Source organism: Agrobacterium sp. 10MFCol1.1, assembly GCF_000381165.1.
Lineage (GTDB): Bacteria > Pseudomonadota > Alphaproteobacteria > Rhizobiales > Rhizobiaceae > Agrobacterium > Agrobacterium tumefaciens.
On sequence record NZ_KB906074.1, the window covers coordinates 209,668 to 234,375 of the forward strand.

At 58.7% G+C, this 24,708-nt stretch carries 26 protein-coding genes and 1 tRNA gene; 16 read left to right on the forward strand and 11 right to left on the reverse strand.

All coding sequences use genetic code 11. From position 1 onward, the window contains the following. The first annotated feature begins 30 nt into the window (after nucleotides 1-30). The 6 genes from F617_RS0109340 (at nucleotide 31) to F617_RS0109365 (ending at nucleotide 5,097) form a co-directional block, all read left to right on the forward strand. Complete coding sequence (locus F617_RS0109340; protein ID WP_019565138.1) at nucleotides 31-801, forward strand: transporter substrate-binding domain-containing protein; 771 nt, start codon at nucleotides 31-33, stop codon at nucleotides 799-801. Nucleotides 802-823: 22 nt separating this feature from the next. Beyond that, nucleotides 824-1,546 carry an ABC transporter permease gene (locus tag F617_RS0109345; protein WP_013636682.1) on the forward strand — a complete coding sequence of 241 codons (723 nt, stop codon included), beginning with the start codon at nucleotides 824-826 and terminating at the stop codon, nucleotides 1,544-1,546. Nucleotides 1,547-1,558: 12 nt separating this feature from the next. Next, nucleotides 1,559-2,248, forward strand: a complete 690-nt coding sequence (locus tag F617_RS0109350) for an ABC transporter permease (RefSeq protein ID WP_013636681.1) — start codon at nucleotides 1,559-1,561, stop codon at nucleotides 2,246-2,248. Between the two features lie 20 nt (nucleotides 2,249-2,268). Beyond that, complete coding sequence (locus F617_RS0109355; protein ID WP_019565139.1) at nucleotides 2,269-3,183, forward strand: homocysteine S-methyltransferase family protein; 915 nt, start codon at nucleotides 2,269-2,271, stop codon at nucleotides 3,181-3,183. Nucleotides 3,184-3,319: 136 nt separating this feature from the next. Beyond that, nucleotides 3,320-3,892: an NADPH-dependent FMN reductase gene (locus F617_RS0109360; RefSeq protein WP_019565140.1), complete on the forward strand. Its 573-nt coding sequence runs from the start codon at nucleotides 3,320-3,322 to the stop codon at nucleotides 3,890-3,892. Nucleotides 3,893-3,894: 2 nt separating this feature from the next. Then, complete coding sequence (locus F617_RS0109365; RefSeq protein WP_019565141.1) at nucleotides 3,895-5,097, forward strand: MFS transporter; 1,203 nt, start codon at nucleotides 3,895-3,897, stop codon at nucleotides 5,095-5,097. A gap of 252 nt (nucleotides 5,098-5,349) precedes the next feature. Here the strand turns inward: F617_RS0109365 and F617_RS0109370 are convergent. Continuing rightward, nucleotides 5,350-5,426 (reverse strand) — tRNA-Arg (locus F617_RS0109370). A 522-nt stretch (nucleotides 5,427-5,948) separates the two neighbouring features. On the opposite strand from F617_RS0109370, the gene F617_RS0109375 reads away from it, so the two are divergent. Continuing rightward, nucleotides 5,949-6,455 (forward strand): MarR family winged helix-turn-helix transcriptional regulator, encoded by a 507-nt coding sequence (locus F617_RS0109375; RefSeq protein WP_019565142.1) that lies wholly within the window; start codon nucleotides 5,949-5,951, stop codon nucleotides 6,453-6,455. Nucleotides 6,456-6,649: 194 nt separating this feature from the next. Next, nucleotides 6,650-6,928: a hypothetical protein gene (locus F617_RS0109380; RefSeq protein WP_019565143.1), complete on the forward strand. Its 279-nt coding sequence runs from the start codon at nucleotides 6,650-6,652 to the stop codon at nucleotides 6,926-6,928. 35 nt (nucleotides 6,929-6,963) lie between these two features. On the opposite strand, the gene F617_RS0109385 is transcribed toward F617_RS0109380, so the two are convergent. Both F617_RS0109385 and F617_RS0109390 read right to left on the reverse strand, forming a co-directional pair. Next, nucleotides 6,964-7,440 (reverse strand): hypothetical protein, encoded by a 477-nt coding sequence (locus tag F617_RS0109385; protein ID WP_019565144.1) that lies wholly within the window; start codon nucleotides 7,438-7,440, stop codon nucleotides 6,964-6,966. Between the two features lie 74 nt (nucleotides 7,441-7,514). After that, nucleotides 7,515-8,519 (reverse strand): LysR family transcriptional regulator, encoded by a 1,005-nt coding sequence (locus F617_RS0109390; protein WP_003513718.1) that lies wholly within the window; start codon nucleotides 8,517-8,519, stop codon nucleotides 7,515-7,517. A gap of 254 nt (nucleotides 8,520-8,773) precedes the next feature. Between F617_RS0109390 and chvE the strand changes: the two genes are divergently transcribed. The 4 genes from chvE (at nucleotide 8,774) to araD1 (ending at nucleotide 13,771) form a co-directional block, all read left to right on the forward strand. Then, nucleotides 8,774-9,838 (forward strand): sugar ABC transporter substrate-binding protein ChvE, encoded by a 1,065-nt coding sequence (gene chvE, locus F617_RS0109395; protein ID WP_003513717.1) that lies wholly within the window; start codon nucleotides 8,774-8,776, stop codon nucleotides 9,836-9,838. Between the two features lie 90 nt (nucleotides 9,839-9,928). After that, nucleotides 9,929-11,467 carry a sugar ABC transporter ATP-binding protein GguA gene (gene gguA, locus F617_RS0109400; protein ID WP_003513716.1) on the forward strand — a complete coding sequence of 513 codons (1,539 nt, stop codon included), beginning with the start codon at nucleotides 9,929-9,931 and terminating at the stop codon, nucleotides 11,465-11,467. Further along, nucleotides 11,464-12,660, forward strand: coding sequence for a sugar ABC transporter permease GguB (gene gguB, locus F617_RS0109405; protein ID WP_003513714.1), 1,197 nt, complete (start codon nucleotides 11,464-11,466; stop codon nucleotides 12,658-12,660). Before gguA ends, gguB begins: the two co-directional genes overlap by 4 nt. A gap of 115 nt (nucleotides 12,661-12,775) precedes the next feature. Beyond that, the gene (gene araD1, locus F617_RS0109410; protein WP_019565145.1) at nucleotides 12,776-13,771 is read left to right on the forward strand and encodes a 2-keto-3-deoxy-L-arabinonate dehydratase AraD1; all 996 of its coding nucleotides are present in this window, start codon (nucleotides 12,776-12,778) and stop codon (nucleotides 13,769-13,771) included. Nucleotides 13,772-13,833: 62 nt separating this feature from the next. Here the strand turns inward: araD1 and F617_RS0109415 are convergent, their stop codons facing one another. The 7 genes from F617_RS0109415 to F617_RS0109445 form a co-directional block, all read right to left on the reverse strand. Then, nucleotides 13,834-14,466, reverse strand: a complete 633-nt coding sequence (locus tag F617_RS0109415; protein ID WP_003513710.1) for a histidine phosphatase family protein — start codon at nucleotides 14,464-14,466, stop codon at nucleotides 13,834-13,836. Nucleotides 14,467-14,490: 24 nt separating this feature from the next. Further along, entirely contained in the window at nucleotides 14,491-14,901 is a 411-nt protein-coding gene (locus F617_RS0109420; protein WP_019565146.1) for a VOC family protein, read from the reverse strand. 40 nt (nucleotides 14,902-14,941) lie between these two features. Next, nucleotides 14,942-15,406, reverse strand: coding sequence for a GNAT family N-acetyltransferase (locus F617_RS0109425; RefSeq protein WP_019565147.1), 465 nt, complete (start codon nucleotides 15,404-15,406; stop codon nucleotides 14,942-14,944). Nucleotides 15,407-15,488: 82 nt separating this feature from the next. Then, nucleotides 15,489-16,085 (reverse strand): bifunctional 2-polyprenyl-6-hydroxyphenol methylase/3-demethylubiquinol 3-O-methyltransferase UbiG, encoded by a 597-nt coding sequence (locus tag F617_RS0109430; RefSeq protein ID WP_019565148.1) that lies wholly within the window; start codon nucleotides 16,083-16,085, stop codon nucleotides 15,489-15,491. Between the two features lie 4 nt (nucleotides 16,086-16,089). Then, nucleotides 16,090-16,905 (reverse strand): transglutaminase family protein, encoded by an 816-nt coding sequence (locus F617_RS0109435; RefSeq protein ID WP_003513702.1) that lies wholly within the window; start codon nucleotides 16,903-16,905, stop codon nucleotides 16,090-16,092. Nucleotides 16,906-16,926: 21 nt separating this feature from the next. Next, on the reverse strand, nucleotides 16,927-17,868 hold the full coding sequence (locus F617_RS0109440) for an alpha-E domain-containing protein (RefSeq protein ID WP_003513700.1): 942 nt from the start codon (nucleotides 17,866-17,868) through the stop codon (nucleotides 16,927-16,929). A gap of 3 nt (nucleotides 17,869-17,871) precedes the next feature. Further along, a complete protein-coding gene (locus tag F617_RS0109445) occupies nucleotides 17,872-19,281 on the reverse strand; it encodes a circularly permuted type 2 ATP-grasp protein (RefSeq protein WP_003513699.1) in 1,410 nt (469 codons plus the stop codon). Between the two features lie 482 nt (nucleotides 19,282-19,763). Between F617_RS0109445 and F617_RS0109450 the strand changes: the two genes are divergently transcribed. From F617_RS0109450 to F617_RS0109465, 4 genes are all read left to right on the forward strand, one after another. Further along, complete coding sequence (locus tag F617_RS0109450; protein WP_019565149.1) at nucleotides 19,764-20,660, forward strand: DMT family transporter; 897 nt, start codon at nucleotides 19,764-19,766, stop codon at nucleotides 20,658-20,660. Nucleotides 20,661-20,738: 78 nt separating this feature from the next. Beyond that, entirely contained in the window at nucleotides 20,739-21,356 is a 618-nt protein-coding gene (locus tag F617_RS0109455; protein WP_003513696.1) for a L,D-transpeptidase, read from the forward strand. 235 nt (nucleotides 21,357-21,591) lie between these two features. Further along, nucleotides 21,592-21,987 carry a DoxX family protein gene (locus F617_RS0109460; RefSeq protein ID WP_019565150.1) on the forward strand — a complete coding sequence of 132 codons (396 nt, stop codon included), beginning with the start codon at nucleotides 21,592-21,594 and terminating at the stop codon, nucleotides 21,985-21,987. 163 nt (nucleotides 21,988-22,150) lie between these two features. Further along, a complete protein-coding gene (locus F617_RS0109465) occupies nucleotides 22,151-23,059 on the forward strand; it encodes a DMT family transporter (RefSeq protein ID WP_013636669.1) in 909 nt (302 codons plus the stop codon). 86 nt (nucleotides 23,060-23,145) lie between these two features. On the opposite strand, the gene F617_RS0109470 is transcribed toward F617_RS0109465, so the two are convergent. Beyond that, on the reverse strand, nucleotides 23,146-24,624 hold the full coding sequence (locus F617_RS0109470; protein WP_003513690.1) for a DEAD/DEAH box helicase: 1,479 nt from the start codon (nucleotides 24,622-24,624) through the stop codon (nucleotides 23,146-23,148). Between the last annotated feature and the right edge of the window lie 84 nt (nucleotides 24,625-24,708).

The window sequence follows — 24,708 nt, forward strand, 5'->3', positions numbered from 1 at the left end:
CGCCGTTTGTTTTAACAGGAGAGACTTTAAATGAAATTCTTCGCCACGCTGCTTGCCGGAACGGCATTTGCGGTTTCCGCCTTCACCGCCAGCGCCGATGTCCGCTTCGGCATCATGAACGAATCCTACCCACCCTTCTTCGCCAAGGATGCCAGCGGCAAGTGGCAGGGCTGGGAAATCGATCTCATGGACGCCGTCTGCGCGGAAATGAAAGAAAAATGCTCGATCGTCGAGCTTTCTTGGGATGGCCTCATCCCGGCTCTGCAGACGAAGAAGTTCGATGTTATCTGGTCGTCCATGTCCAACACGGAAGAACGCGAGAAGGTCATCGATTTCACCAACAAATATTACAACACGCCGAGCAAGCTGATCGGCGCCAAGGATGGCAAGCCGGGTGCGGCGCCGGAAGACGTCAAGGGCAAGACCATCGGTATTCAGGTCGCGACCATCCAGTCCGAATATTACAAGAAATATTTCGCTGCTGTCGCAGACGAAAAGACCTATCAGACGCTGGACGAGGCGTTTCAGGATCTCGCAGCCGGCCGTATCGACTACGTGTTCGGCGACTCGCTCGTTCTCGATGCCTTCGTGAAGAGCGATGCCGGCAAGGATTGCTGCGCCGACATGGGCAACGTTGCGGATGACAAGGAAATCCTCGGCCTTGGCGTTTCCGGCGGCCTGCGCAAGGACGACATCGAACTCAAGAACAAGCTGAACGCTGCTCTCGCCGCCGTTCGCGCCAGCGGGAAGTATGACGAGATCACCAGGAAATACTTCAGCTTCGATATCTACGGTAAGTAATTTCTCCTGACCGGTCACATAAATGGCAAGCCTTGAAACCACGCTGCAACTGCTGTCACCCTATCCTCCGGGATGGGGCGGCACCCTTTTGAAGGGTGCGGCGTCGACGCTTGCCATTTCCGCCGGTGCCTATCTGATCGGCATCGTCATCGGGCTTGCCGGTGCACTTGGCAAGCTCTCCGGCAACAGGCCGCTTGGCCTTCTGCTCAATCTCTACACGACGGCAATCCGCGCCGTTCCCGAACTGATCCTCATCGTCGGGCTTTATTACGCCGGTACTGATGGCCTGAACCGGCTGCTACAACTGGCAGGCCTGCCGCCTTTGGAAGTCAACGGTTTCGTTGCCGCTGTTGCGGTTCTGGGTTTCGTGCAGGGTGCCTATATGACTGAGGTGCTGCGCGGTGCGATCCTTGCCATTCCGAACGGGCAAATCGAGGCGGCCCGCGCCTTCGGCATGTCGCCGGCCTTGCGTTTCCGCCGTGTGGTCTTGCCTGCACTGTTGCCGAACGCCCTGCCGGGCCTTGCCAATCTCTGGCTTGCGGTAACGAAGGATAGCGCGCTGGTGGCGGTTGTCGGTTATCAGGAACTGGCGCTTGCGACACGGCTGGCGGGGGCCAGCACCAAGCAATATTTCCTGTTCTTTCTTGCCGCAGCCCTGCTTTACCTTGCCATTACGCTGGTTTCCAACCTCGTCTTTTCGCTGCTGGAGCGCCGTGTGCGGCGCGGCCAGCCGGCGTTGGCATAAAGGGGAAGCGGCATGGATTTTTCATGGATCGCCAAATATTGGCCGCTGCTTTTGTCCGGTGCCTGGCAAACGCTGGCGCTGCTCGTCATCTCCGTCAGCATTGGTTTTCTTCTCGCTATCGGGCTTGCCTTCGCGCAGGTCAGCGGCGGGCGGGTGACAAAAATTCTGGCGCGCGCCTATTGCACCTTCTTTCGCGGCACACCGCTTCTGATCCAGCTCTGGTTGCTCTATTATGGCGTCGGCTCGTTTCTGCCGATGATCCCCGGCTTACGTCAGAGTTTCATGTGGCCGGTGCTGCGCGAGGGCTTCTTTTTCGCCGCCGTCAGCTTCACACTGAATTACGCGGCCTATGAGGCCGAGGTTCTGCGCGGCGCGTTGCTGGCTGTGCCAAAGGGTGAGCTGGAGGCCGGCCGGGCTTTCGGCATGGGCCGTTTCACCCTTATTCGCCGCATCTGGCTGCCGCGCGCCATCCGCATCGCGCTGCCGACAATTGCGGGCGAGGTGGTGATGCAGCTCAAAGCCACGCCGCTTGCCTTTACCGTGACGGTGATGGACCTCTATGCCGTGGCCTACAAGGTGCGGCAGGACACGCTGCTCGTCTATGAGCCGCTGATCGTCGTCACCGTCTTCTATCTCATTCTCACCGCCATAATTGCCCGCTGTTTCGGTCTCATCGAACAGCAGGTGCCGGTCCGGCGGTAAACCGTTCAAGGAGCATGAACATGGGCACTATCCGTATTCTCGACGGCGGCATGAGCCGCGAATTGCAGCGGCTCGGCGCCGAGCTGAAACAACCGGAATGGTCGGCGCTGGCGCTCATCAATTCACCTGATATCGTGCGGCAGGTGCATCAGGAATTCATCGAGGCCGGTGCCGATGTCGTCACCACCAATTCCTATGCGCTGGTGCCGTTCCATATCGGCGAGGAGCGTTTCCAGAAGGATGGCGCATCGCTGATCGCCCTTTCCGGCAGGCTGGCACGCGAGGCTGCGGACGCCTCCGGCCGCGACGTGCTGGTGGCCGGTTCGCTGCCGCCGATCTTCGGCTCCTATGAGCCGCAGAATTTCGATGCAACGCGGGTACAGGACTATCTGAAGGTGCTGGTCGACAATCTCGCTCCTTCTTTAGATGTCTGGCTGGGTGAGACGCTGAGCCTGATCGCCGAAGGCGAAGCGGTGCGGGAAGCCGTGGCCGCAACCGGCAAACCGTTCTGGATTTCCTTCACGTTGAACGACGATGCGGCCGCGACAGGCGGCGGCGAGCCTGCGCTGCGCTCTGGTGAAACGGTAAAGGCGGCTGCCGAATGGGCCGCGCAATCTGGCGCTGCCGCCCTTCTGTTCAATTGCAGCAAGCCGGAAATCATGAAAGCCGCCGTGGAAACGGCATCCGCCGTCTTTGCGGAAAAGGGCGTTTCGCTTGAGATCGGCGTTTATGCCAATGCCTTCGAAGGTGAACAGGGCGATTCCGCCGCCAATGAAGGTCTGCACGGCACGCGCACCGACCTGACCGACGATGTCTATTCGCGGTTCGCCTGCTCCTGGGCTGATGCCGGCGCAACCATGATCGGCGGCTGCTGCGGCATTGGCGCTGCCCATATCCACACGGTTGCAACGGCATTGCGGCGCGCGGCCGCCTGAAGTCTTCGACAGGCTCCCAGCGACATTGAGTTGAAAGCGGCAGGCTCAACGCCTGCCGCTTTTTTTCGTTGCGGCCATTGACCTCAACTATAGTTGAGGAATTATCAGGGAGTGGAACATTACTGAAGGACGTTCCATGAGCGATAATACACTCTCCATCCGGATCATTTTTGGCAGTGCCCGCAATCCGCGGTTCTGCGATGTCATCGGCAAATGGCTGCAGGACCGGCTGGGCGCATTGCCGGGGATCGAGTTTGCGGTGCTCGACCCGCGCGAACTTGATCTGCCGCAGGGCCACACGCCCGACCGCGCCTCCGTGCGGCAACTTCGTGAAAGCCTTGATGCCGCCGATGCCTTCATCGTCGTCACACCGGAATATAATCGCAGCTACCCCGGCGCGCTGAAGGTCCTGATCGATTCCGCCTATGACGAATGGGGCGCCAAGCCGGTGGCCTTCGTTTCCTATGGCGGGATTTCCGGCGGCCTGCGCGCTGTCGAGCAGCTTCGCCCCGTGTTTGCGGAACTGCATGCCACGACGATCCGCGATGTCGTCAGCTTTGCAAATCCCTGGGACCGTGTCGATGCCGCCGGGCAGTTCGACCCCGGAGCGCCAGCGGCAAGCGCGCTGGAAACGATGATGGGCAAGCTGGGCTGGTGGGCGCATGCGTTGAATAAGGCGCGTTCCGCAACACCCTACAAAGGGGCTTGAGAATGACTGACAATTCCCCGTCGCTGAAACTCACGCTTCTGTTCGTCGCCACACTCACCATCATGGCCGGAACCACGGTTGCGCCCTCGCTGCCCGCCATCGAACAGAGCTTCCTGTCGACGCCGAATGTCGAGATCATGAGCCGCATGGTGCTGACGTTACCATCGGTTTTCGTGGCTCTTTGCGCGCCGGTCGCCGGCGTGCTGGCGGATCGGTTCGGCCGCAAGCGGCTGCTGCTCGGCGCGATCCTGCTTTACAGCCTTTCCGGCATGTCCGGGCTTTTTGCCGATAGTCTTGCGGGCCTGCTCGTTGGCCGGGCCTTTCTGGGGTTTGCGATCGGCGGCATCATGACGATCGGCACGGCGCTGGTGGGCGATTATTTCGAAGGCCCGGCGCGGGAGCGTTATCTCGGCCTGCAACAGGCCTTCACCCAGCTTGGCGGTGTCGTTTTCGTGGTGGCGGGAGGCTTGCTGGCGGATGTTCACTGGCGCGCGCCCTTCGCGGTCTATGCCGTGGCGCTGCTCATTCTGCCGGCGGCACTGTTGTTTTTGCGGGAGCCGGCAAGAAACAATAGCCACGTTAAAAACGGCGGCGAACAGGCTTTTGCGGTCAACTGGTTTCTGGTGGCCGTGCTGGCACTGGCGGTATTTCTCGTCAACGCCCTGTTTTACACCATCCCCTCGCAATTGCCGTTTTTCCTGCGGGAGCTTGGGCTGTTTTCCGGCAGCGTTGCCGGATACGCCATCGGCATCTTCAATCTGGCGGGCGCGCTGATGGCACTCAACTTCGGTCGGTTGGGGGCGCGGATTGGCGTGACCGTTATTCTGGCGGTCGGGCTGGTGTTGATGGCAACGGGTTTTGCGCTGCTTGCCGCGGCAGACGGGTTGGTTTCCATGCTTTCGGCGCTTGCGGTGGTGGGCCTTGGCCTCGGTGCTGTGATGCCGGCTATCATGTCCTCGACGATCATGCTTGCGCCGCTGCGGTTGCGCGGGCGTATTGCCGGCGTCGTTACGGCATCGATGTTTCTCGGGCATTTCATATCGCCGCTGGCAAGCCAGCCTTGGATCGCCCGGTTCGGTTTTGCCGTGACCTATCGCGATATTTCCACGGCGTTCACCGTCATGGCCGGTCTTGCCGTCATGGCTTCCATCATTCAGCGATGGGCGGCGGTGCGAAAGCCACGGTCTTTTGCCCGGGGTGGATGACACGCTCTCTTTGACGTTGTCACTGATCGATGGGGACGGGGGCAACAGCCCTCGTCAATGTTTTGCCGACTGACATTTCCTGTAGCCGGCATGAATATTGTAAGAAAACCAACGAAGCGCGGCTGTGAGACGATCAGCCGTTTTCCGTTCTTTTCCCTCGAAATGTGGCCCGGCGTTTCCGCTTGCTGGCGGACGTGTCATGACGCCCGCAGAATGGTGACCTCTGTGCATTTGCGCGTTAAATGCGTAAAATGGCGCACCCGACAGGATTCGAACCTGTGACCTTTGGAATCGGAATCCAACACTCTATCCAGCTGAGCTACGGGTGCAGCGGTCACGCTTGAATCGCGTGCAGCGGTTGGTTCATACCCCAGCTTTCTTTCCGCATCAATGTCTAAAAATCAAAGATTTACGAAATGGGGCCTGTTTTCCGGTGTGGGGGAGAGCGTGGGTTGCTGTGAGGGCTGCTGTCTGAATGTTTGCGATAGCAGGGCGGTATGTTGTTTGCGGTATTGCGTTTCTTCCTGATAAGACGTTTCCCTTTTAAGTAGTATTTTACGTCTGCATCCAGCGGCTGTCCTGGCACTTTTGTACACAGGCGGGTTGATTGTCGTATTGCCTTTCAAACTAGGCGGGGGAGATGGTTTTTGACCCTAAAAATCGGCGGGTAAATAATCATACTTTTCTTTTGCGCCCGATGGTGATTACGAGACAGGGGTTGTCGCAATGGGTATTAACTGTCAAATTATTATACAATATTAGTATCATCTACATTTATTTGGGATACAGTTTAGTCCTGTTGTCGGTTATCATTCCGGCAGGGTTAAGGAACGAATCAGGCGGGGGATCGGATGGCTTTGCAATTGGCACATAGCAACGGGCCACGGGCGGAAAAGGCCGAAAGCGGCGGCACGCAGGCGGAACATTTAAACTCTATCGACTATGGATTGTTGACGACCGCGATCGGTTATCATTTGAGGCACTCGCAACTTGCCGTGGCAAACGGCTTTTCCGACGTGCTGGCGGAGATGGGATTGCGGCCGGCCGATTTTTCCGTTCTCGTCATCGTCGGCGGCAATCCGGGCCTCAAGCAGAGCGATGTGGCCGAGGCACTTGGCATACAGCGTGCCAATTTCGTCGCGATCGTCGATAGCATGGAAAGCAAGGGATTGCTTGTCCGCCGCAGGTCGGAAGAGGACAGGCGCGTTCATTTCCTCGACATGACGGATGAGGGCAGCAGCCTTCTTGAGCGCCTTTCCGATGCATGGCGTGACCGCGAGGAAAAGCTGATCGACCGGATCGGCGGCAGAAAAGCCCGTGACCAGCTGCTGGCCCTGCTTGGACGCCTGCGGGACTGAGCGGTAGCGGTATCGGTCAAGCCGGTCGGCAATCCCCCTGCCTCTCCCTTTCACGAGGGTCTGATTGGTAGCGGGTCGATTTGCGTTGCAATTTTCCTGCGAAACGGCCAAGACGCCTTGGACGTGCGTACGCCTTTGGCGCTCGTCATGCCGCAACTGCGCAATGTTCTGGAAAGGCCCGAAACGGGAACGCCATGCTGATTATCGATACGAGCCATCCGCTTTATCGCCGCTTGTGGGTCAGATTGCTCATCGTCGGCTTTTGCGCCGCCTGGTCCGTCATCGAATTCGTCAATCGCGAATTTTTCTGGGGAACGGTTGTCGGCGGCGTGGCGGTCTATGCGGCCTATGAGTTGTTGCTGAAGTTCAAGCCCGCCAGCGAGGAGAACGCTGGAGGCAAGGCTGACGCGGCCAGGGACGATTCAGACGAGCCAGTGGAAAGCGCACCCACGGATAGAAACGACGCCGGCTGAGGCGAGCTTTCCGGGCGTAAAACCGCTACCTGCCTCTACTGGAAATGTTCACGGGTTCGCAGCATCCGGATCGCCTGGTCAATCAGGAGATTTGCCGCTGTCATGCGCAGCGTCGCATTGTGCCGGAATTCCGGTCTCACTCCGTCGGGATGATTGAGCCTTGCGAAGGCGCGGCGCTTTTCCGCAAGCGTTGCGGCGGTGTCGGTTTCATGGATGGCCAGTTCTGCTGAAACATCCGCGAGCGAGGTCTTTTCGAGATGGGCCGGCATGGGTTCGGGTTGGGGTTCCGGCTGGGGCTCGGCAAGCGCAACGGGCTCCGGCAGAAAGGCCAGATAGGCGTCGAGACTGGCGTTTCCCGGTTGCGGTGCATCCGGATAGGTATCCACGACGAAGCCAGAGCTGAAACCCACAATACGATGACCGGCGGGCGGCGTCGGCTCCGCGCTTTCGTCTTCTTTTTCCTGTCTCAGTCTTTCAACGACCGACTCGAAGACGGATTGTCCGAAAAGCATGCGGCTATTCCCTGGGCAAGTCCCGATAAATCCGGCCTCTATATACAATGAAGTTGGCGTCTGGCTTGCCTTCCTCAAAAGCCCGTCAGTTTGCGGCTTTCATCCAGAACCAGATCGTAGAGAAGCCGGGCGCTGGGCGGCAAAACGCGGCCTTTGGTGGTGATGATGCTGTATGGCTTGACGACAAGCTCGAAATCCGTCGGCAGGATGCGGGTGCGGCCGATATCGGCCTGCTGACCGGCCACGAACTCGGCCATGTCCTGCGCGATTGGCGCAATTGCATCCGTGTTGCAGATAAGGGCAAGCGTCAGCACCACGGATGGCGTGTTGATGACGTTGCGCGGCATGGCGACGCCGTGAGTGAGGAACACGTCTTCCATCGTTCTGCGCAAAAGCGCGCCGGGCGGCTGGAAGACCCAGTCGTAACCGGACAGATCCTGCAATGTCACGGGCTCGCCGTGGAGCAGGGGGTGGCCCTCGCGAACCACCAGGCAGGCGCGCTCGATGCCAATTTCATGGATGGAGAACAGGCCGGGGTCGAAATCATCGGGGATGCGGCCGATGATGAAATCGTGACGTGCGGCCAGAAGTTCCCGCGCCAGCACGTTGCTACTTTCCACCTGCACGTTGATCTCGATACCGGGATAGGTGTCCATCGCCCGTCTTATGGCGGGCACGACCAGGCTGATTGCCGGCGCGGTGACGGCGCCGATATAAACCGATCCGCCGCTGCCGGATTTCATCTGGTTGAGTTCGCGGCTCGCCTCACGCAGCTCCAGCAATATGGTGCGGGCGCGCCGCGCCAGCGCCTCGCCGAACTTGGTCAGCACCACACCACGCGACGCTCTCTGACAGAGCGGGCTTTTGACGATTGCTTCCATTTCCGAGAGCATGCGCGATGCCGCCGGCTGCGTCATGTTCATGGCGGCGGCGGCAGCGCTGACCTGCCCGTGCTCCTCGATCATGACCAGCATGCGCAGGTGGCTCATCTTCAAGCCGGCGCGCAGCAAAGGGTTGTCTTCGAAGACGAAGAGCGCATCCGCTGTTTGCGTCTGCTCATACACTTTTTGGTTGCTCATTCGCCGGTTTATACCCCTCAATGGTTATTGTATCGATTTAATATATCATAATTGATATACGTAAACTGATTTATTCTATTTGACAGTTATATGGATTCAGAACAATTTGCGGAATGCCGGGGAGGAGCGGCATCTGTTCCATTTCGCAGTTGCGAGATCGGAACGGGCGCAATGCGGCTTCTTCCTCTGATGGCATGAATTTTATGGTGCAACGCAACAAGCGGGTACCAAAGAGGGTTCAAGGGAGAGAGTTAATGAAGTCCATTATTTCGCTGATGGCGGCTTGTGCCATCGGTGCTGCTTCCTTTGCAGCGCCGGCTTTCGCGCAGGACAAGGGTTCTGTCGGTATCGCCATGCCGACAAAGTCTTCCGCGCGCTGGATCGATGACGGCAACAATATCGTCAAGCAGCTGCAGGAAGCCGGTTACACGACCGATCTGCAATACGCCGACGACGATATTCCGAATCAGCTTTCCCAGATCGAAAACATGGTCACCAAGGGCGTTAAGGTCCTCGTGATTGCTTCGATCGACGGCACGACCCTGTCGGACGTTCTGAAGCAGGCTGGTCAGCAGGGCATCAAGGTCATCGCTTATGACCGTCTCATCCGCAACAGCGGCGACGTCAGCTACTACGCCACTTTCGACAACTTCCAGGTTGGCGTTCTGCAGGCAACTTCGATCGTCGACAAGCTTGGCCTGAAGGACGGCAAGGGTCCGTTTAACATCGAGCTGTTCGGCGGTTCTCCTGACGACAACAACGCCTTCTTCTTCTACGATGGCGCGATGTCGGTTCTGAAGCCTTACATCGACAGCGGCAAGCTGGTCGTAAAGTCGGGCCAGATGGGCATGGACAAGGTCGGTACGCTGCGTTGGGATCCGGCAACGGCCCAGGCTCGCATGGATAACCTCCTGTCGGCTTATTACACGGACGCAAAGGTTGACGCTGTTCTGTCGCCCTATGACGGTCTGTCCATCGGCATCATCTCCTCGCTGAAGGGCGTTGGTTATGGCACGAAGGACCAGCCGCTGCCGGTCGTTTCCGGTCAGGACGCTGAAGTTCCGTCGGTCAAGTCGATCATTGCTGGCGAACAGTATTCGACCATCTTCAAGGACACTCGCGAACTCGCGAAGGTTACTGTTGGCATGGTCAACGCCGTTCTGCAGGGCAAAGAGCCTGAGGTGAACGACACCAAGACCTATGAAAATGGCGTCAAGGTTGTTCCGTCCTACCTGCTCAAGCCGGTTGCCGTGACCAAAGACAACTACAAGCAGGTTCTCGTCGACGGTGGTTACTACACCGCAGATCAGCTGAAATAAGCCTGCAACACATGCGGGGATGGCTTGGCGCCGTCCCCGTTTTTCCATAAAAATAAAAACGCCTGAATTAATCGGGCGCTGGATTGCGATATGGCCAATACCATTCTCGAAATGCGGAACATCACCAAGACGTTTCCGGGCGTAAAAGCGCTTGAGAACGTCAACCTTAAGGTAAAGGAAGGTGAGATCCACGCGCTCGTTGGCGAGAACGGCGCTGGAAAGTCGACCTTGATGAAGGTCCTTTCCGGTGTTTATCCCGCTGGCACCTATGAGGGCGAGATCCACTATGAAGGTGCTGTGCGAAATTTTCGCGCCATCAACGACAGCGAAGATATTGGTATCATCATCATTCACCAGGAGCTCGCGCTTGTGCCGCTCCTGTCGATTGCCGAAAATATTTTCCTTGGCAACGAGGTCGCTTCGGGCGGCGTGATCAACTGGCAGCAGACCTTCAACCGTACCCGCGAACTTCTGAAGAAGGTGGGCCTGAAGGAATCGCCGGAGACGCTAATTACGGATATCGGCGTCGGCAAGCAGCAGCTGGTCGAAATCGCCAAGGCGTTGTCGAAGAGCGTGAAGCTTCTCATCCTTGATGAGCCGACCGCCTCGCTCAACGAGAGCGATTCCGAGGCTCTGCTCAACCTTTTGATCGAGTTCCGCAAGCAGGGCATGACGTCGATCATCATCACCCACAAGCTCAACGAAGTGCGCAAGGTGGCCGACCAGATCACCGTGCTGCGCGACGGCATGACGGTGAAGACGCTCGACTGTCATCAGGAAGAAATCAGCGAGGACGTCATCATTCGCAACATGGTGGGACGCGATCTAGAAGATCGTTATCCGCCGCGCGACGTGCCGATCGGCGAGACCATTCTCGAAGTGAAGAACTGGAACGCCTATCACCAGCAGCACCGCGACCGGAAGGTCCTGCACGACATCAACGTCACCGTGCGAAAGGGCGAAGTCGTCGGCATTGCCGGGCTGATGGGGGCAGGGCGCACGGAATTCGCCATGAGCGTGTTCGGCAAGTCCTACGGCCACAAGATCACCGGCGACGTTCTGATCGACGGCAAGCCCGTGGATGTCAGCACCGTGCGCAAGGCAATCGATGCCGGCCTTGCCTATGTGACCGAAGACCGCAAACATCTCGGTCTGGTGCTCAACGACAACATTCTGCACAACACCACGCTTGCCAATCTGGCCGGCGTGTCGAAGGCCAGCGTCATCGACGACATCAAGGAAATGAAGGTGGCGAGCGATTTCCGCACACGCCTTCGCATCCGCTCTTCAGGCATCTTTCAGGAAACGGTCAATCTTTCGGGCGGCAACCAGCAGAAGGTCGTGCTTTCCAAGTGGCTCTTCTCCAATCCTGATGTCCTGATCCTCGACGAGCCGACACGCGGTATCGACGTTGGCGCGAAATACGAAATCTACACCATCATCAACCAGCTCGCTGCCGACGGCAAAGGCGTTCTGATGATCTCATCGGAAATGCCTGAATTGCTCGGCAATTGCGACCGCATCTACGTCATGAACGAAGGCCGCATCGTCGCTGAATTGCCGAAGGGAGAGGCGAGCCAGGAAAGCATCATGCGCGCTATCATGCGCTCAGGGGAGAAGAACTCATGAGTTCGGCAAACACCACAAACGAAGAAAGCAACGTCATCTCGGTCGGGTCGTATATTCGCTCCAATATCCGCGAATACGGCATGCTGATCGCGCTCGTCGCTATCATGGTTTTCTTCCAGTTCTATACCGGCGGCATTCTGTTCCGGCCCGTGAACCTGACCAACCTCATCCTGCAGAACTCGTTCATCGTCATCATGGCGCTTGGCATGCTGCTGGTCATCGTGGCCGGACATATCGACCTTTCGGTCGGTTCCATCGTCGCCTTCGTCGGCGCGATTGCGGCCATATTGACCGTGCAATGGGGCATGAACCCGTTTCTCGCGGCGCTGATTTGTCTTGTCATCGGCGGTATCATCGGTGCTGCCCAGGGTTACTGGATCGCCTATCATCGCATCCCGTCGTTCATCGTGACGCTGGCGGGCATGCTTGTGTTCCGCGGCCTCACGCTTTTTGTGCTCGGCGGCAAGAACATCGGCCCGTTCCCGACGGATTTCCAGATCATCAGCACCGGCTTCCTGCCTGATATCGGTGGCATCGAAGGTCTGAACACGACGTCGATGATCCTGACATTGGTGATTACGGTCGTGCTGTTCTATCTGGCGTGGCGCCGTCGCGTGGTGAACGTGAAGCACGGCATCGACGTGGAGCCGTTCGGTTTCTTCATTGTGCAGAACCTGCTCATCTCAGGCGCTATTCTGTTCCTTGGCTACCAGCTGTCCACCTATCGTGGCCTGCCGAACGTCCTGATCGTGATGCTGGTTCTGATTGCGCTTTACAGCTTCGTGACCCGCCGCACGACCATTGGCCGCCGCGTTTACGCCATGGGCGGCAACGAGAAGGCGACCAAGCTTTCCGGTATCAACACCGAACGCCTGAGCTTCCTAACCTTCGTCAACATGGGTGTACTGGCCGGTCTGGCCGGCATGATCATCGCGACACGCCTCAACTCGGCAACGCCGAAGGCAGGCGTTGGCTTCGAGCTTGATGTGATCGCGGCCTGCTTCATTGGCGGTGCTTCGGCCTCCGGCGGCGTTGGCAAGATCACCGGTGCTGTTATCGGTGCCTTCATCATGGGCGTCATGAACAACGGCATGTCGATCGTCGGCCTCGGCATCGACTTCCAGCAGATGGTCAAGGGCCTCGTGCTGCTCGCTGCCGTGTTCTTCGACGTCTACAACAAGAACAAGGGCTGATTGCCCAGCCAATATAGCAAGTCAAAAAAGTGGCCGGTTTCCGGCCACTTTCATAAGGTGAAGGCGCAACGCGCCGAAGAAGATAAGGCGCGTTGCGCCGCAGGAAGGAAATCCCGTGCTCATTTCACAGATCAAGGATGCCAGTGGCAAAATCACCGTCGCCGTTCGCGAAGAAGGTGGACAGGCGCACGCCGTCAACGGCGCTCAATCGGTTTACGCGCTCGCCATGGAAGCTGCCAATGGTGGCAAGAGCCTTGCCGATGTTGTGTCCGCCCATGGTCTCGGCGATGCCGTCGATCTTGAAACGGCTTACGCTGAAGGTCGCTTTCTGCCGCCGATCACCCATCCCGATCCGGCGCATCTGCATCTGACAGGCACGGGCCTGACCCATCTCGGCTCTGCTGCTACCCGCGACAGCATGCACAAAAAGACCACGGAAGCCGCCGAGGAAAGCCTGACGGATTCCATGAAGATGTTCCGCATGGGTCTGGAAAATGGCAAGCCGAAGGCTGGCGAAAAGGGCGTTCAACCCGAGTGGTTCTACAAGGGCAACGGCTATGTCGCAGCGGCACCCGGTGCTGCTCTCACCTCTCCGTCCTTTGCGCTTGACGGCGGCGAAGAGCCGGAAATGGCCGGCATCTACGTGATCTCCGACAAGGGCGAACCCGTGCGCATCGGCTTTGCCGTGTCGAACGAATTTTCCGACCACGTCACCGAGCGGATCAACTATCTCTACCTCGCCCATTCCAAGTTGCGCCCGGCAAGCTTCGGCCCGGAAATCCGCGTCGGCGTTGCGCCGTCGGATATTCGCGGCACCTCGCGCATCCGTCGTGGCGACAAGGTCATTTTCGAAAAGCCGTTTGTTTCGGGTGAGGACAACATGTCCCACACTTTCGCGAACCTCGAATATCACCACTTCAAATACGGCCTGTTCCGCGCACCTGGTGACGTCCATGTGCACATGTTCGGTACCGCGACGCTCTCTTTTGCGGAGGGCATCAAGCCGGAAGCGGGTGACGTGTTCGAGATCGAGGCCGCTGGTTTCGGCCTGCCGCTGAGGAACCCGCTTGCGGTTAATGCGGAAGAAGAAATCACGGTTCGGCAGATCTGATCTACCGGGGCTGCACGCTAAATGGTTGAGGGAGGGGGTCGCTCAGCGTCCCCCTCTCGACGTCATCCCCGGCTTGTCTTCAGGTGGGACACATCCGCCAAAGCGATAACGCCGCGGTTTTGCCAGTAATCGTCTTGTCTTAGGTGCGTAATGCTGCCGGAAGACGCGGGAAAGCTGACATAACCGACGCTGTCGATCGGCATTTTGATCCATGCCGCGATGACGAAGGTAAGAGCGAAGCCATGGGTAACGATGATCTGCGTGGGGCAAGGACGCGATATAATCGTGTCCACGGCGCGGTACACTCTTTCGGCCAACTCTCGTCTCGTTTCGCCATCAGCAATTCCGCCACGATGATCCATCCGGTCGTGATGGGGGGCCGGTATCTGACGGGCGTCGAGCCATTCCTGCGGCATACCACCCGCCGAACCGTAGCTGATTTCCCGCAGGCCATCCGTGGTTTCAAAAGGGGACTTGAGGTGTTCAGCAATGATTGCCGCAGTCTGGGAGGCCCGCAGAAGATCGGAACTGAAGATTTCGACTGATGCGTTGCCGATCAAGGCCACAAGTTTCTCGGCCGTCGCCTGCGCATCGGCTTTTCCCTTGGGTGTCAGTTCGGTATCATACCAGCCACCAACCTTGTTCTCGACATGATGGACGGACTGGGTGTGCGTGACGACAAAAATGTTCTTCATAGTGTTCTTCCGGGTATCTGGGGCTTACTCGAACCCCCACAGCCTGCCTTCGCCCACCTCCACGGAATTGCCGGCCGGGTCGCGGATGTAGACGGAATAGCTGTCATTCGGCCAGCGGTGATAGTGTTCGATGGGAATTCCAAGCTCCTCGAAGCGGGCTTTCCAGTCGTCCACTTCCGACTTGTCTTTTGCATAAAAACAGAAATGGCCTTGTCCGGTGGCGCCGTGGCGCGGGATCGGATTGTCGGGGGTGGCCGTGCGCGATTGTTGCGGATCGAAGACCAGCAGCATCTGCCGGCCACATTTGAAGAACACGAACTGGCCCGGTAGCCTGCGCACCACCTCCAGCCCGAAGACATCGCGATAAAAGGCCTCGGCGGCGTCGAGATCGTTGGCGTAGATCGCCGTTTCCATAAGGGCGGCTGGCGGTTTCATGGTTCCTCCCCGATGTCTGGCAACGGATATAGCGGACAGTCTATGTTTTCGTGCTGTAGGTCAGCACCGTCAGGTTGTGCTTGCCAACACCACGTTCCAGAACGGTCCAGCCGCAGTTCGTATAATAGGTTTCGAGACGGCGCTGGCAGCACAGGTAGCTGATGTCGTGACCAAGTTCGGCGGCCCGTTGGGTTGCGGCCTGCATCAGCGCCCGGGCGACACCTGAACGTCTGCTGTTTTCCTCCACCCAGAGTGCGGCAACCCATGGCAGATATTGTGGCCGCTCCTCCAGATCGCAATGGATAAGAAAGGCGGAGCCGACGTAACCCTTGTCGTCATGGGCGACGAAGCCGGTCGGCAGGGCATGGGGGTTCACCATGTCTTTCAGATGTTCAGCCACATCGCCGACCTGGAGGCCACTATCCTGCCACCATGCCGTCCAGACCCGTTCCGCAATGATGGGTCCATGGGACTGGCAGTCGCGATAGTCGGAAATACTGTACAAAAAGCCCTCTCCCTGATCGGTTGCTGCGGCGATTTAACCGGTCACGGCGGGCTTTCGCAACCCACAGGTTGTTGAAAGCGGATCAGGGTTTCGTTGCCGTCACATGCAGCCAGTCGGTTGGCAGCTTGTCGTAACCGCTGCCGTGTCGTGCTTCTATTTCCACCCCTGCCCAGGCGAAATGCCCGTACAGGTCCTCAAGCCAGGTTTTCGAAGGATAGTTGTAATAGCGGCCGAACGTGTCGCGGCCTTCCGCTTCTCCGGCCTTGAAGCTGGCGTAAAAAACGCCGCCCTGTTTCAGCGCCGTATGGATGCGGCGGATGATGCCGGAAAGGGCAGGGCGGGGAACATGCAACAGGCAGGCATTTGCCCACACGCCGTCATAAGTCTCCACGTCGCAGATATCTTCGAACAGCAATGTTGCGACGGGAATGCCGAGCCGCGTTTCGGCCGCCTTGGCGATTTCGGGTGTGCCGTCCGTCGGGCGCACATCGAAGCCTGCAGCGAGCATGAATTCACTGTCCTGCCCGCCACCGCACCCCAGTTCGAGGATGGTCGCGCCTTTGGGCAGGCGCGACAGGAATTTTTCCAGATGGGGAAGGTCCGCCGTTTGCCCTCTCGACGTATAGGACCCGGCATTATCCGTATAAAAGCCGATCGTTTCGTCGTCTCTGCCGGCCATTGTCTCAGCTTTGCGATTGGCTCTGCGATTGCTGCACGGTCACCGAAACGTTCAGCGTTTCGCCGGCCGGGCCGATCCGCATGCCCGATATCGGCGCGCAGTCGCGGTAGCAGAGGCCAAGGGCAATGCGTACGTAGCGATCGTCAGGGCAGATATTGTTGGCGGCGTCAAAGCCAACCCAGCCAAGCCCCTGCAGATGCACCTCGGCCCAGGCATGGGTTGCCGTCTGCTCCGCTACGTCTTCCATCATCAGATAACCGGAAACATAGCGGGCGGGCAGGCCCATCAGCCGGGCGGCGGAAATGAGGATATGGGCATGGTCCTGGCAGACGCCCTTGCCGGCTTCGAGTGCCAGTTCGGCGGTGGTTTCGGTGTCGGTCGAACCCGGCACATATTCCACCTTGCTGTTGATCTTCTCCATCAGGTCGTGCAGGCGCTCTAGCTCGCTGTTGCCGGTGCTGGCCTTCGCCAGTTCGCGCACGAGTTTGCCGGGCTTCGTCAGCGGCGTCTCGCGCAGGAAGAGCCATAGCGGCGCACTGCCGGTGTGGGGGCCGACCATGCCGGCCCTGTCTTCGGTTATGACGAGGCCACCAGCCACGACCTTGACCCTGCGTTGCGGGCCTTCGGTCTCGACCAATGCGACACGGTTGCCGAAATGGTCGTCATAGCTCACTTCGACGGTGGCGCCGTCGACCGATACATCCCAGTCCTCCACCGTCTGGCACGGGCCGGTCTGTGGCGTCAGGCGCAGTCGCTGCAATGCATAAGGCATCGGCTCGTCATAGACATATTCGGTCGTATGGGTGATTTTCAGACGCATAAGCTGTCCCCGTCCACGCGCTTACAGATAAAAGCGGTAGCCTTCCATGATTTCCTGCCCCAACTGCCCGTTCCGGTTGACAAATCTCTCCAGAAACTCGTGCAGGCCTTCATCCATGACGCGATCGATCGTCGTCTTGCGCAGACTGTCGCGAATGCTTTCCGCCGTTTCATGCGCCTTGTGCTTTTCACCGTAATCCTCAGCTATGTAATTGAGGTTGCTGGTGATCTTCTCATAGCAATAGGCGAGCGAGCGCGGCATGCGGCCGTTGAGAATGAGGAAGTCGGCGATGTTGGCGGGCTTGTATTCCGCATCGTAGACCCAGCCATAGGAGCGGTGCGCCGAGACCGAGCGCAGGATGGATTCCCATTGGGCATTGTCGAGCGAGGAGCCGACATGCGCCACGGCCGGCAGCAGCACGTAATATTTTACGTCGAGAATGCGGGCGGTGTTGTCGGCGCGCTCGATGAAGGTGCCGATGCGGGAGAAATTATAGAGATCGTTGCGCAGCATCGAGCCGTGGAAGGCGCCGCGCACCAGACCGGCGCGATGCTTGATGACATCGATGGTCTGCGGCAGTTCGGCATGGCTGAGCTTGCGGCCGAGGATGTTCTTCAGCTCGATCCAGAATTCGTTGGTGGCTTCCCATGTCTCGCGCGTCAACGCGGTGCGCACCATGCGGGCATTGTTGCGGCCTGCCTCGATGCAGGACATGACGCTCGAAGGGTTTGCCTTGTCCCGCAGGAGATAATCGATCGCATTGGCCGCCGTCACCTTCTCGCGCGTTTCGAGAAAGGCTTCGTGCACGCCGGCACTCTGCAACACGCCGTCCCAGTCCTCATCGCCGCTGCCGCTGCGCGTCAGGGAAACGCGCAGGCCCGCATCGATAAGCCGGGCGATGTTTTCAGCGCGCTCAATATACCGGAACATCCAGTAGAGCCCGTTTGCCGTTCTGCCCAGCATGGCTTAGTCCTCCAGTACCCATGTATCCTTGGTGCCGCCGCCCTGGCTGGAATTGACCACCAGGGAGCCCTGCTTGAGGGCAACACGGGTCAGTCCGCCGGGAATGATCTTCACCTTGTCTGAAACCAGCACATAAGGACGCAGATCGACATGGCGCGGCGCGATGCCGTTTTTCACCATGATCGGCACGGTGGAAAGCGACAGCGTGGGCTGCGCGATGTAATTGGAGGGGCGGGCTTTCAGCTTTTCGGCGAAAAGCGCCCGTTCCTTTTTCGACGCGGTGGGACCGACCAGCATGCCGTAACCGCCCGAACCGTGAACTTCCTTGACGACCAGTTCGGCAAGGTTGTCGAGAACGTATTTCAGGCTGTCCGGCTCCGAACAGCGCCATGTCGGCACGTTTTCCAGAAGCGGTTTGCGGCCGGTGTAGAACTCGACGATCTCAGGCATGTAGGAATAGATTGCCTTGTCGTCGGAAATGCCGGTGCCCGGCGCATTGGCGATGGTGATGTTGCCGGCGCGGTAGACATCCATGATGCCGGGTACGCCGAGCGCCGAATCCGGCCGGAAGGTGAGCGGATCAAGGAAGTCGTCGTCGACGCGGCGGTAAAGCACGTCGATGGCCTCGTAGCCACGGGTAGTGCGCATCTTGACCTTGCCGTCCATGACGCGCAGGTCGGACCCTTCCACCAGCTCCACGCCCATCATGTCGGCCAGGAAGGAATGTTCGTAATAGGCGGAATTGTAGATGCCAGGGGTCAGCACCGCGACGCGCGGCTTGCCGGTGCAGCCTGGGGGTGCAAGCGAGGCGAGCGATTGGCGCAGCTGATAGGGATAATCCTCCACCCGCTGCACCCGGTTTTCATGGAAGAGTTCCGGGAACATCTGCATCATCGTTTCACGGTTTTCCAGCATGTAGCTGACACCTGAAGGCGTGCGTGCGTTGTCTTCCAGAACATAGAACTGGTCTTCGCCTGTGCGGACGATATCCGTGCCGACAATGTGGGTATAAACGCCGCCGGGTGGCGTGAAACCGATCATTTCCGGGAGGAATGCGACGTTCTTCTCAATAATTTCGCGTGGAATTCGCCCGGCGCGAATGATTTCCTGCTTGTGGTAGATATCGTCGAGGAAAGCGTTGAGAGCGAGAACGCGCTGTTCGATACCCTGGGCCAGTTTGCGCCACTCGCGCCCGGAAATGATGCGCGGAATGATATCGAAGGGGATCAGTTTTTCTGAACTGTCGGCGTGGCCGTAGACTGCGAAAGTAATACCGGTTTTTCGAAAGATGTTTTCCGCGTCTTTAGACTTCTGGATCAGGTGTGCCCTGTCCTGCCGGCTGTACCACTCGTTATAGTTTTCATATGGGCTTCGCGGCGCGTTGTCCGCATTTATCATTTCGTCAAATGCCAACTTCGATGTCCCCTTTTTTGCCATATGAATACAACGACAAATGCAATGCAAGAACTATGCGGAGGCCTCCGTGAAGATTTTTTACCGCCCTAGAGTTTTAAAAAAGAAGCGTTTTTTCGCTTTCAGCCTATAAATGCGGCATTGGCAAATTGGTTGCAGGGCAAGGTGGGGTGGAACGGGGTGGTGGCACTGTGTGCGCCGTGGGCGAATGCACAAATTTTGTTCGTTCGCTTTCGGTTGATGGGTTTTGGGTGTGGCATCAGAAAATCTGAAAGATGCGATCACCAAAACACTTTTGACCTTTTGCGGGGATGGGGATACCGGCTAGCTTGGACGGCTGTGTTTCGCCAAGGGGTGCGCGCCGAGATCCGGCCGGGCAGTTCACCGGTTGCTTCAAGTCGTAAAAATGTCAATTCGCCGCATGCCTTATGTCCCGGGCCCATGTCCGGTTGCGGGGCATCACGCGGCACAGGGGAATTCCCATGTCGCTCGACCGTCTGGCTCCGGCCATCTTCGTCTTTCTCTGGTCGACCGGCTGGGTCACCGCGAAATATGCCGTTTATTATACTGGTCCGCTGACCTTCCTCTGTCTGCGTTACCTGTTGGCGGGTGCGATATTGTGGGCGATCTGCCGGTTTTCCTCCATTCAATGGCCTGAACGGCGCATCGATGTTGTCCGGGCAATCTTGTCCGGCGTGTTCCTGCACGGCCTTTACCTTGGCATGATCTGGTGGGCGATAGGGCAGGGCGTGCCGGCGGCGATCGGCGGCATTATTGCCGGTTTGCAGCCATTGATGACGGCGGTTGCCGCCCGTTACATGATCGGCGAAAAGATCTCTCCGGTGCAGCGTGCCGGCTTGCTTCTCGGCTTTGTCGGCATTGCCATCGCCGTGCTGCCGAAGGTCATGGCGTCAGGCGCGCTCGGCCTTTCTGTGCCGCTTTATGCCGTGGCGGTGAATGTGCTGGGCATGACGTCGGTGACCTATGGCACCCTTTACCAGAAGAAATACGTCCATGGCGGAAACATCATGGCGGTCGCCACGCTGCAATATGTCGGCGCCCTCATCGTCACCGTTCCCTTCGCGCTGTTGCTGGAGGATGGTCATGTGGACTGGAGCCTCGGGCTTGCCGCCACGCTCGTCTGGTCGGTAGGCGCGATCTCCATCGGTGCGGTGGCCCTGCTGCTCTATCTCATCCGGCGCGGGCAGGTCTCGCGCGCTGCCTCGCTGATCTATCTCGTGCCGCCGCTTGCCGCCGTCGAAGCGGCCCTGCTTTTCGGGGAAACGCTGACGCCTGCCATGATTGCCGGCACGGTCCTGGCGGTAACGGGTGTGTATCTGGCCAACCGCCGGCCCGCAGCGCCGGTTGAGGCACGTTAATTCCTACAACCTCATATTAGAGATTTGTTAACCATAAAATTATACCTCTCGTTAATCTAGAGATTTGGCGGGGGTTACATGTCTATTTCACGTCGTGGTGTTCTGTTCGGATTGCCGCTGTTGCTGGCCGGCTGCGCAAGTTCCGGCATCGGGCAGCAAAGGCTTAATTATGCGGCGAAGCCGGACGAGAAGTTTCCGCTTCCGGAAATGCATCTCGACAAGGTGAAGCCCGAGCTGCGCCGGCAGGAAGTGGCATACGATACCGCGCATCCGGCCGGAACGGTGATCGTGGATACGCCCGCGCGGCGTCTTTACTACGTACTGGGCGATGGACGGGCAATGCGTTACGGCGTCGGCGTCGGTCGCCAGGGGCTTGCGCTGAAGGGCGACGCCTATATCGGCCGGAAGTCGGAATGGCCTTCCTGGACGCCGACCGCAAACATGATGCGCCGTGATCCGCGCAATCTGAAATACGCCGGCGGCATGGAGGGGGGGCCTAACAACCCGCTCGGCGCACGGGCGCTCTACCTCTATCGCGGCGGCAACGACACCATGTTCCGTCTGCACGGCACCAACCAGCCGCAATCCATCGGCCACGCCATGTCAAGCGGCTGTATCCGGATGCTGAACCACGACATCATCGATCTTTACAGCCGCGTGCCGGTTGGCTCCAGGGTCGTGGTGTTGCAGGCCTGACGGAGAGGCGGATTTTTCCGCCTTTGCCACTCGAAAAAATGCCTGTATCCTTGGGTTGATTTTTTCCACATGAGCGCAGTTTTATGGTGGAAAATCAACCATGTGTAGAATGACTCCCTTTATGTATTTAAGGGAGTTCTGCTATATCGGAAATGTGATTTTCGGTGTTCGAGACGTGTATCCATAAAGGCATGATTGCGCTGTATCGAGCGTCGCACCACTTCAACGGGGACACATGAACATGGCAATTTTAGACAATCTCTCCCGCTACCGCCCGCAGGCACTCGGGGCGCTGCGCATCATGACGGCGCTGCTTTTCATTTCGCATGGAACGCAGAAGCTGTTCGGTTTCCCGGCATCACAGATGGACGGCTCCCTGCCGACGATGCTGCTGGTGGCGGCGCTTCTGGAAGCCGTTGGCGGCATTCTCGTGCTGGTCGGCCTTTTCACGCGTCCGGTTGCCTTCATCCTGTCTGGCCAGATGGCTGTTGCCTATTTCATTGCGCACGGGCCTAAGAGCTTCTTCCCCGCTCTCAATGGGGGCGACGCCGCGATCCTGTTCTGCTTCATCTTCCTTTATCTCGTGTTTGCCGGTCCGGGTGCTTTCTCGGTGGATGAACGCCGGGCCTGATCGGCCGCTGCAATCACCGGTCTGTCATTGAAGCCCCGCATGGCTGGTACCGTGCGGGGCTCCATGCTTTTGAAGCGGTGGAAACTTCGGCCGTCACCGAAGCATAGATGCTTGTTTTCGGGTTAGGAACGGTTCATCCTGAACGCAGTTGGAAAATTGATCCGTGACCAGTCAAAACCCTATCGCCCGCGAATTGCTGCTGCTTGCCCTGTTGTCCACTCTGTGGGCCGCATCCTACACTTTCATCAAGATCGGGGTGGAGACCATACCACCGCTGACCTTCATTGCCGCAAGAACCCTGATTGCCGGTCTGTTGCTGCTGGCGGTCATTCGCCTGCGCGGGCTGCGGTTGCCGCGGGATTTCGCCACATGGCGGCTCTTCTTCGTTCAGGCGTGCATCAACAGCGTATTGCCTTTCACGCTGATCGCGTGGGCGGAGCAGAGCATCGATGCCGGTCTCGCCGTCATCCTCAATGCGACGACGCCGATCTTCACCTTTCTTCTCACCGCGCTGATCATCCGGCATGAGCAGGTCAGCGGGCGCAAGCTGTTCGGCACTGTTGCGGGCATGACAGGTGTCTGTCTCATCATCGGTCTGGATGCGTTGAACGGGGCGGGTGAGGCGCTGTGGAGCCAGATTGCCGTGCTGACTGCGGCCTTTTCCTACGCCTGTGCCGCCATCTTCAGCAAAAACTTCAGGGGTCTCGATCCCGTCATGCCTGCCGCCGGCTCGCTGATCTGCGGCGCCGTGCTTCTGCTGCCGGTGAGCGTGATCGTTGACCGCCCCTGGACATTGTCGCCATCTCCGGCGTCGCTCACCGCACTTGTGTGCCTCAGCGTCTTTTCAACCGCGCTCGCCTTCATGGTCTATTTCCGGCTGATGCAGACGCTCGGTTCGGTCGGTACCACGTCGCAGGCGTATCTGCGGGTTCCGATCGGTGTCGCCATTGGCATGGTGTTTCTTGGAGAAGTGCCGACGCCTGCCATGTGGGTGGGTCTTGTCTGCGTGATTGCCGGGGTGCTGGCCATGACCCTGCCGTCGCGGCGCCGGTCTTTGGCGCAGGGCGGTTGAGAGCAAAAAGAAAACCCCGCAAGCCTGCGCTTGCGGGGTTTGAAGGTAGACACGCGATACCGAGGAATCGGCTCGCGCAGAGTTACTTAGCGGTTACGGCCGCGATTGCCGTTTCCGTTGCCGGAAGCGCGCTTTTCCTGACCGTTGCCGCCAGCAGGAGCGTGACGGTTGCCACCGCTGCCGCCGGGCTTGCGGGCAGGGCGGCGCTGCTTGCGAGGGCCGGCCGGGCGACCTGCGTCACCTTCCGCCGTCTTCACGCGCTTGAAGTCTGACGTGACTTCCAGATCGTTGTCCGCATCACGCGGGGCGTGGTGACGCGAGGGACGGGGCTCGCCATTGTGGCGTCCGCCTTCGCGGGGTCCACGCGGCTGGCCGCCATTGTTGTTGCGACCACGGTTGTTGTTGTTCGGGCGCGTCGGGCTGGCAAGACCGGCCGGACGTTCACCGGATGCAACCGGGATATCGATCTTCATCAGCTTTTCGATATCGTGCAGCAAACGCGTTTCGTCCGGTGCGCAGAACGCGATGGCAATGCCGTCGCGGCCGGCACGGGCGGTACGGCCGATGCGGTGGACATAGGCGTCGGGCACTTCCGGCAGGTCATAGTTGAAGACGTGCGTCACGGCCGGAATATCGATGCCGCGGGCAGCGACGTCGGTTGCGACCAGAACCTTGATCTCACCGTCCTTGAAGCCCTTCAGTGCCCGCTCGCGCTGGCCCTGGCTCTTGTTGCCGTGGATGGAGGCGACCTTGAAGCCGATATGTTCCAGATGCTTGTAGAGCTTTTCCGCGCCGTGCTTGGTGCGCAGGAAAACGATAGAGCGGCCATCCGGGTTTTCGTTGAGCGACTTCTTCAGAAGGTCGGTCTTGTCGTTCTTGCCGGCGACGAAATGCACGTACTGCTCGACCTTGTCGGCGGCCTTGCCCGGAGGTGTTACCTCGACTTTGATCGGGTCCGTCAGGAAGTTGCTGGCAAGCTCGGAAATCGCCTTCGGCATCGTTGCCGAAAACAGCAGGGTCTGGCGCTTGGCCGGAACCATCTTGGAAATCTTGCGCAGATCGTGAATGAAGCCCAGATCGAGCATCTGGTCGGCTTCATCAAGCACCAGATAGGTGACCTTGGAAAGCGAGATCGCGTTGCGGGCGATGAGGTCCAGCAGGCGGCCGGGTGTCGCCACCAGGACGTCCGTGCCTTTTTCGAGCTGAAGCTGCTGCTTGTTGATCGACGCGCCGCCGACAACCTGGTTGATGCGCAGCGGCGTCTTCTTCACGAAGGAGCGCAGGTTTTCGCCGATCTGGTTCACCAGTTCGCGGGTCGGTGCAAGGATGAGGGTGCGGGTGGTGCGGTTTGCCGGGCGGTCGGCTTGCTTCATCAGCATTTCGATGATGGGCAGGCCGAATGCTGCCGTCTTGCCCGTGCCGGTCTGTGCGAGGCCGATGAGATCACGGCCTTCAAGCAGCAGCGGAATGGCCTTTGCCTGAATGGGGGTGGGGGTTGTGTAGCCGAGCTGGGTAACGCTGGCCACAATCTTTTCAGAGAGGCCGAGTTCGCTAAAACTGGTCAATAGTAATGCCTTTCGGGGCGCCAAAAACCAATCGTCCGGAGCAGTTGCTGCTGTCCGGCGGTTTCGGCGTCAAGAACCCCGCGT

Bases quoted from the DNA above. Each gene is read 5' to 3' on its own strand.
- F617_RS0109340 (WP_019565138.1), top strand. From the start codon at position 31: ATGAAATTCTTCGCCACGCTGCTTGCCGGAACGGCATTTGCGGTTTCC.
- F617_RS0109345 (WP_013636682.1), top strand. From the start codon at position 824: ATGGCAAGCCTTGAAACCACGCTGCAACTGCTGTCACCCTATCCTCCG.
- F617_RS0109350 (WP_013636681.1), top strand. From the start codon at position 1,559: ATGGATTTTTCATGGATCGCCAAATATTGGCCGCTGCTTTTGTCCGGT.
- F617_RS0109355 (WP_019565139.1), top strand. From the start codon at position 2,269: ATGGGCACTATCCGTATTCTCGACGGCGGCATGAGCCGCGAATTGCAG.
- F617_RS0109360 (WP_019565140.1), top strand. From the start codon at position 3,320: ATGAGCGATAATACACTCTCCATCCGGATCATTTTTGGCAGTGCCCGC.
- F617_RS0109365 (WP_019565141.1), top strand. From the start codon at position 3,895: ATGACTGACAATTCCCCGTCGCTGAAACTCACGCTTCTGTTCGTCGCC.
- F617_RS0109375 (WP_019565142.1), top strand. From the start codon at position 5,949: ATGGCTTTGCAATTGGCACATAGCAACGGGCCACGGGCGGAAAAGGCC.
- F617_RS0109380 (WP_019565143.1), top strand. From the start codon at position 6,650: ATGCTGATTATCGATACGAGCCATCCGCTTTATCGCCGCTTGTGGGTC.
- F617_RS0109385 (WP_019565144.1), bottom strand. From the start codon at position 7,440: ATGCTTTTCGGACAATCCGTCTTCGAGTCGGTCGTTGAAAGACTGAGA.
- F617_RS0109390 (WP_003513718.1), bottom strand. From the start codon at position 8,519: ATGAGCAACCAAAAAGTGTATGAGCAGACGCAAACAGCGGATGCGCTC.
- chvE (WP_003513717.1), top strand. From the start codon at position 8,774: ATGAAGTCCATTATTTCGCTGATGGCGGCTTGTGCCATCGGTGCTGCT.
- gguA (WP_003513716.1), top strand. From the start codon at position 9,929: ATGGCCAATACCATTCTCGAAATGCGGAACATCACCAAGACGTTTCCG.
- gguB (WP_003513714.1), top strand. From the start codon at position 11,464: ATGAGTTCGGCAAACACCACAAACGAAGAAAGCAACGTCATCTCGGTC.
- F617_RS0109415 (WP_003513710.1), bottom strand. From the start codon at position 14,466: ATGAAGAACATTTTTGTCGTCACGCACACCCAGTCCGTCCATCATGTC.
- F617_RS0109420 (WP_019565146.1), bottom strand. From the start codon at position 14,901: ATGAAACCGCCAGCCGCCCTTATGGAAACGGCGATCTACGCCAACGAT.
- F617_RS0109430 (WP_019565148.1), bottom strand. From the start codon at position 16,085: ATGGCCGGCAGAGACGACGAAACGATCGGCTTTTATACGGATAATGCC.
- F617_RS0109435 (WP_003513702.1), bottom strand. From the start codon at position 16,905: ATGCGTCTGAAAATCACCCATACGACCGAATATGTCTATGACGAGCCG.
- F617_RS0109440 (WP_003513700.1), bottom strand. From the start codon at position 17,868: ATGCTGGGCAGAACGGCAAACGGGCTCTACTGGATGTTCCGGTATATT.
- F617_RS0109450 (WP_019565149.1), top strand. From the start codon at position 19,764: ATGTCGCTCGACCGTCTGGCTCCGGCCATCTTCGTCTTTCTCTGGTCG.
- F617_RS0109455 (WP_003513696.1), top strand. From the start codon at position 20,739: ATGTCTATTTCACGTCGTGGTGTTCTGTTCGGATTGCCGCTGTTGCTG.
- F617_RS0109460 (WP_019565150.1), top strand. From the start codon at position 21,592: ATGAACATGGCAATTTTAGACAATCTCTCCCGCTACCGCCCGCAGGCA.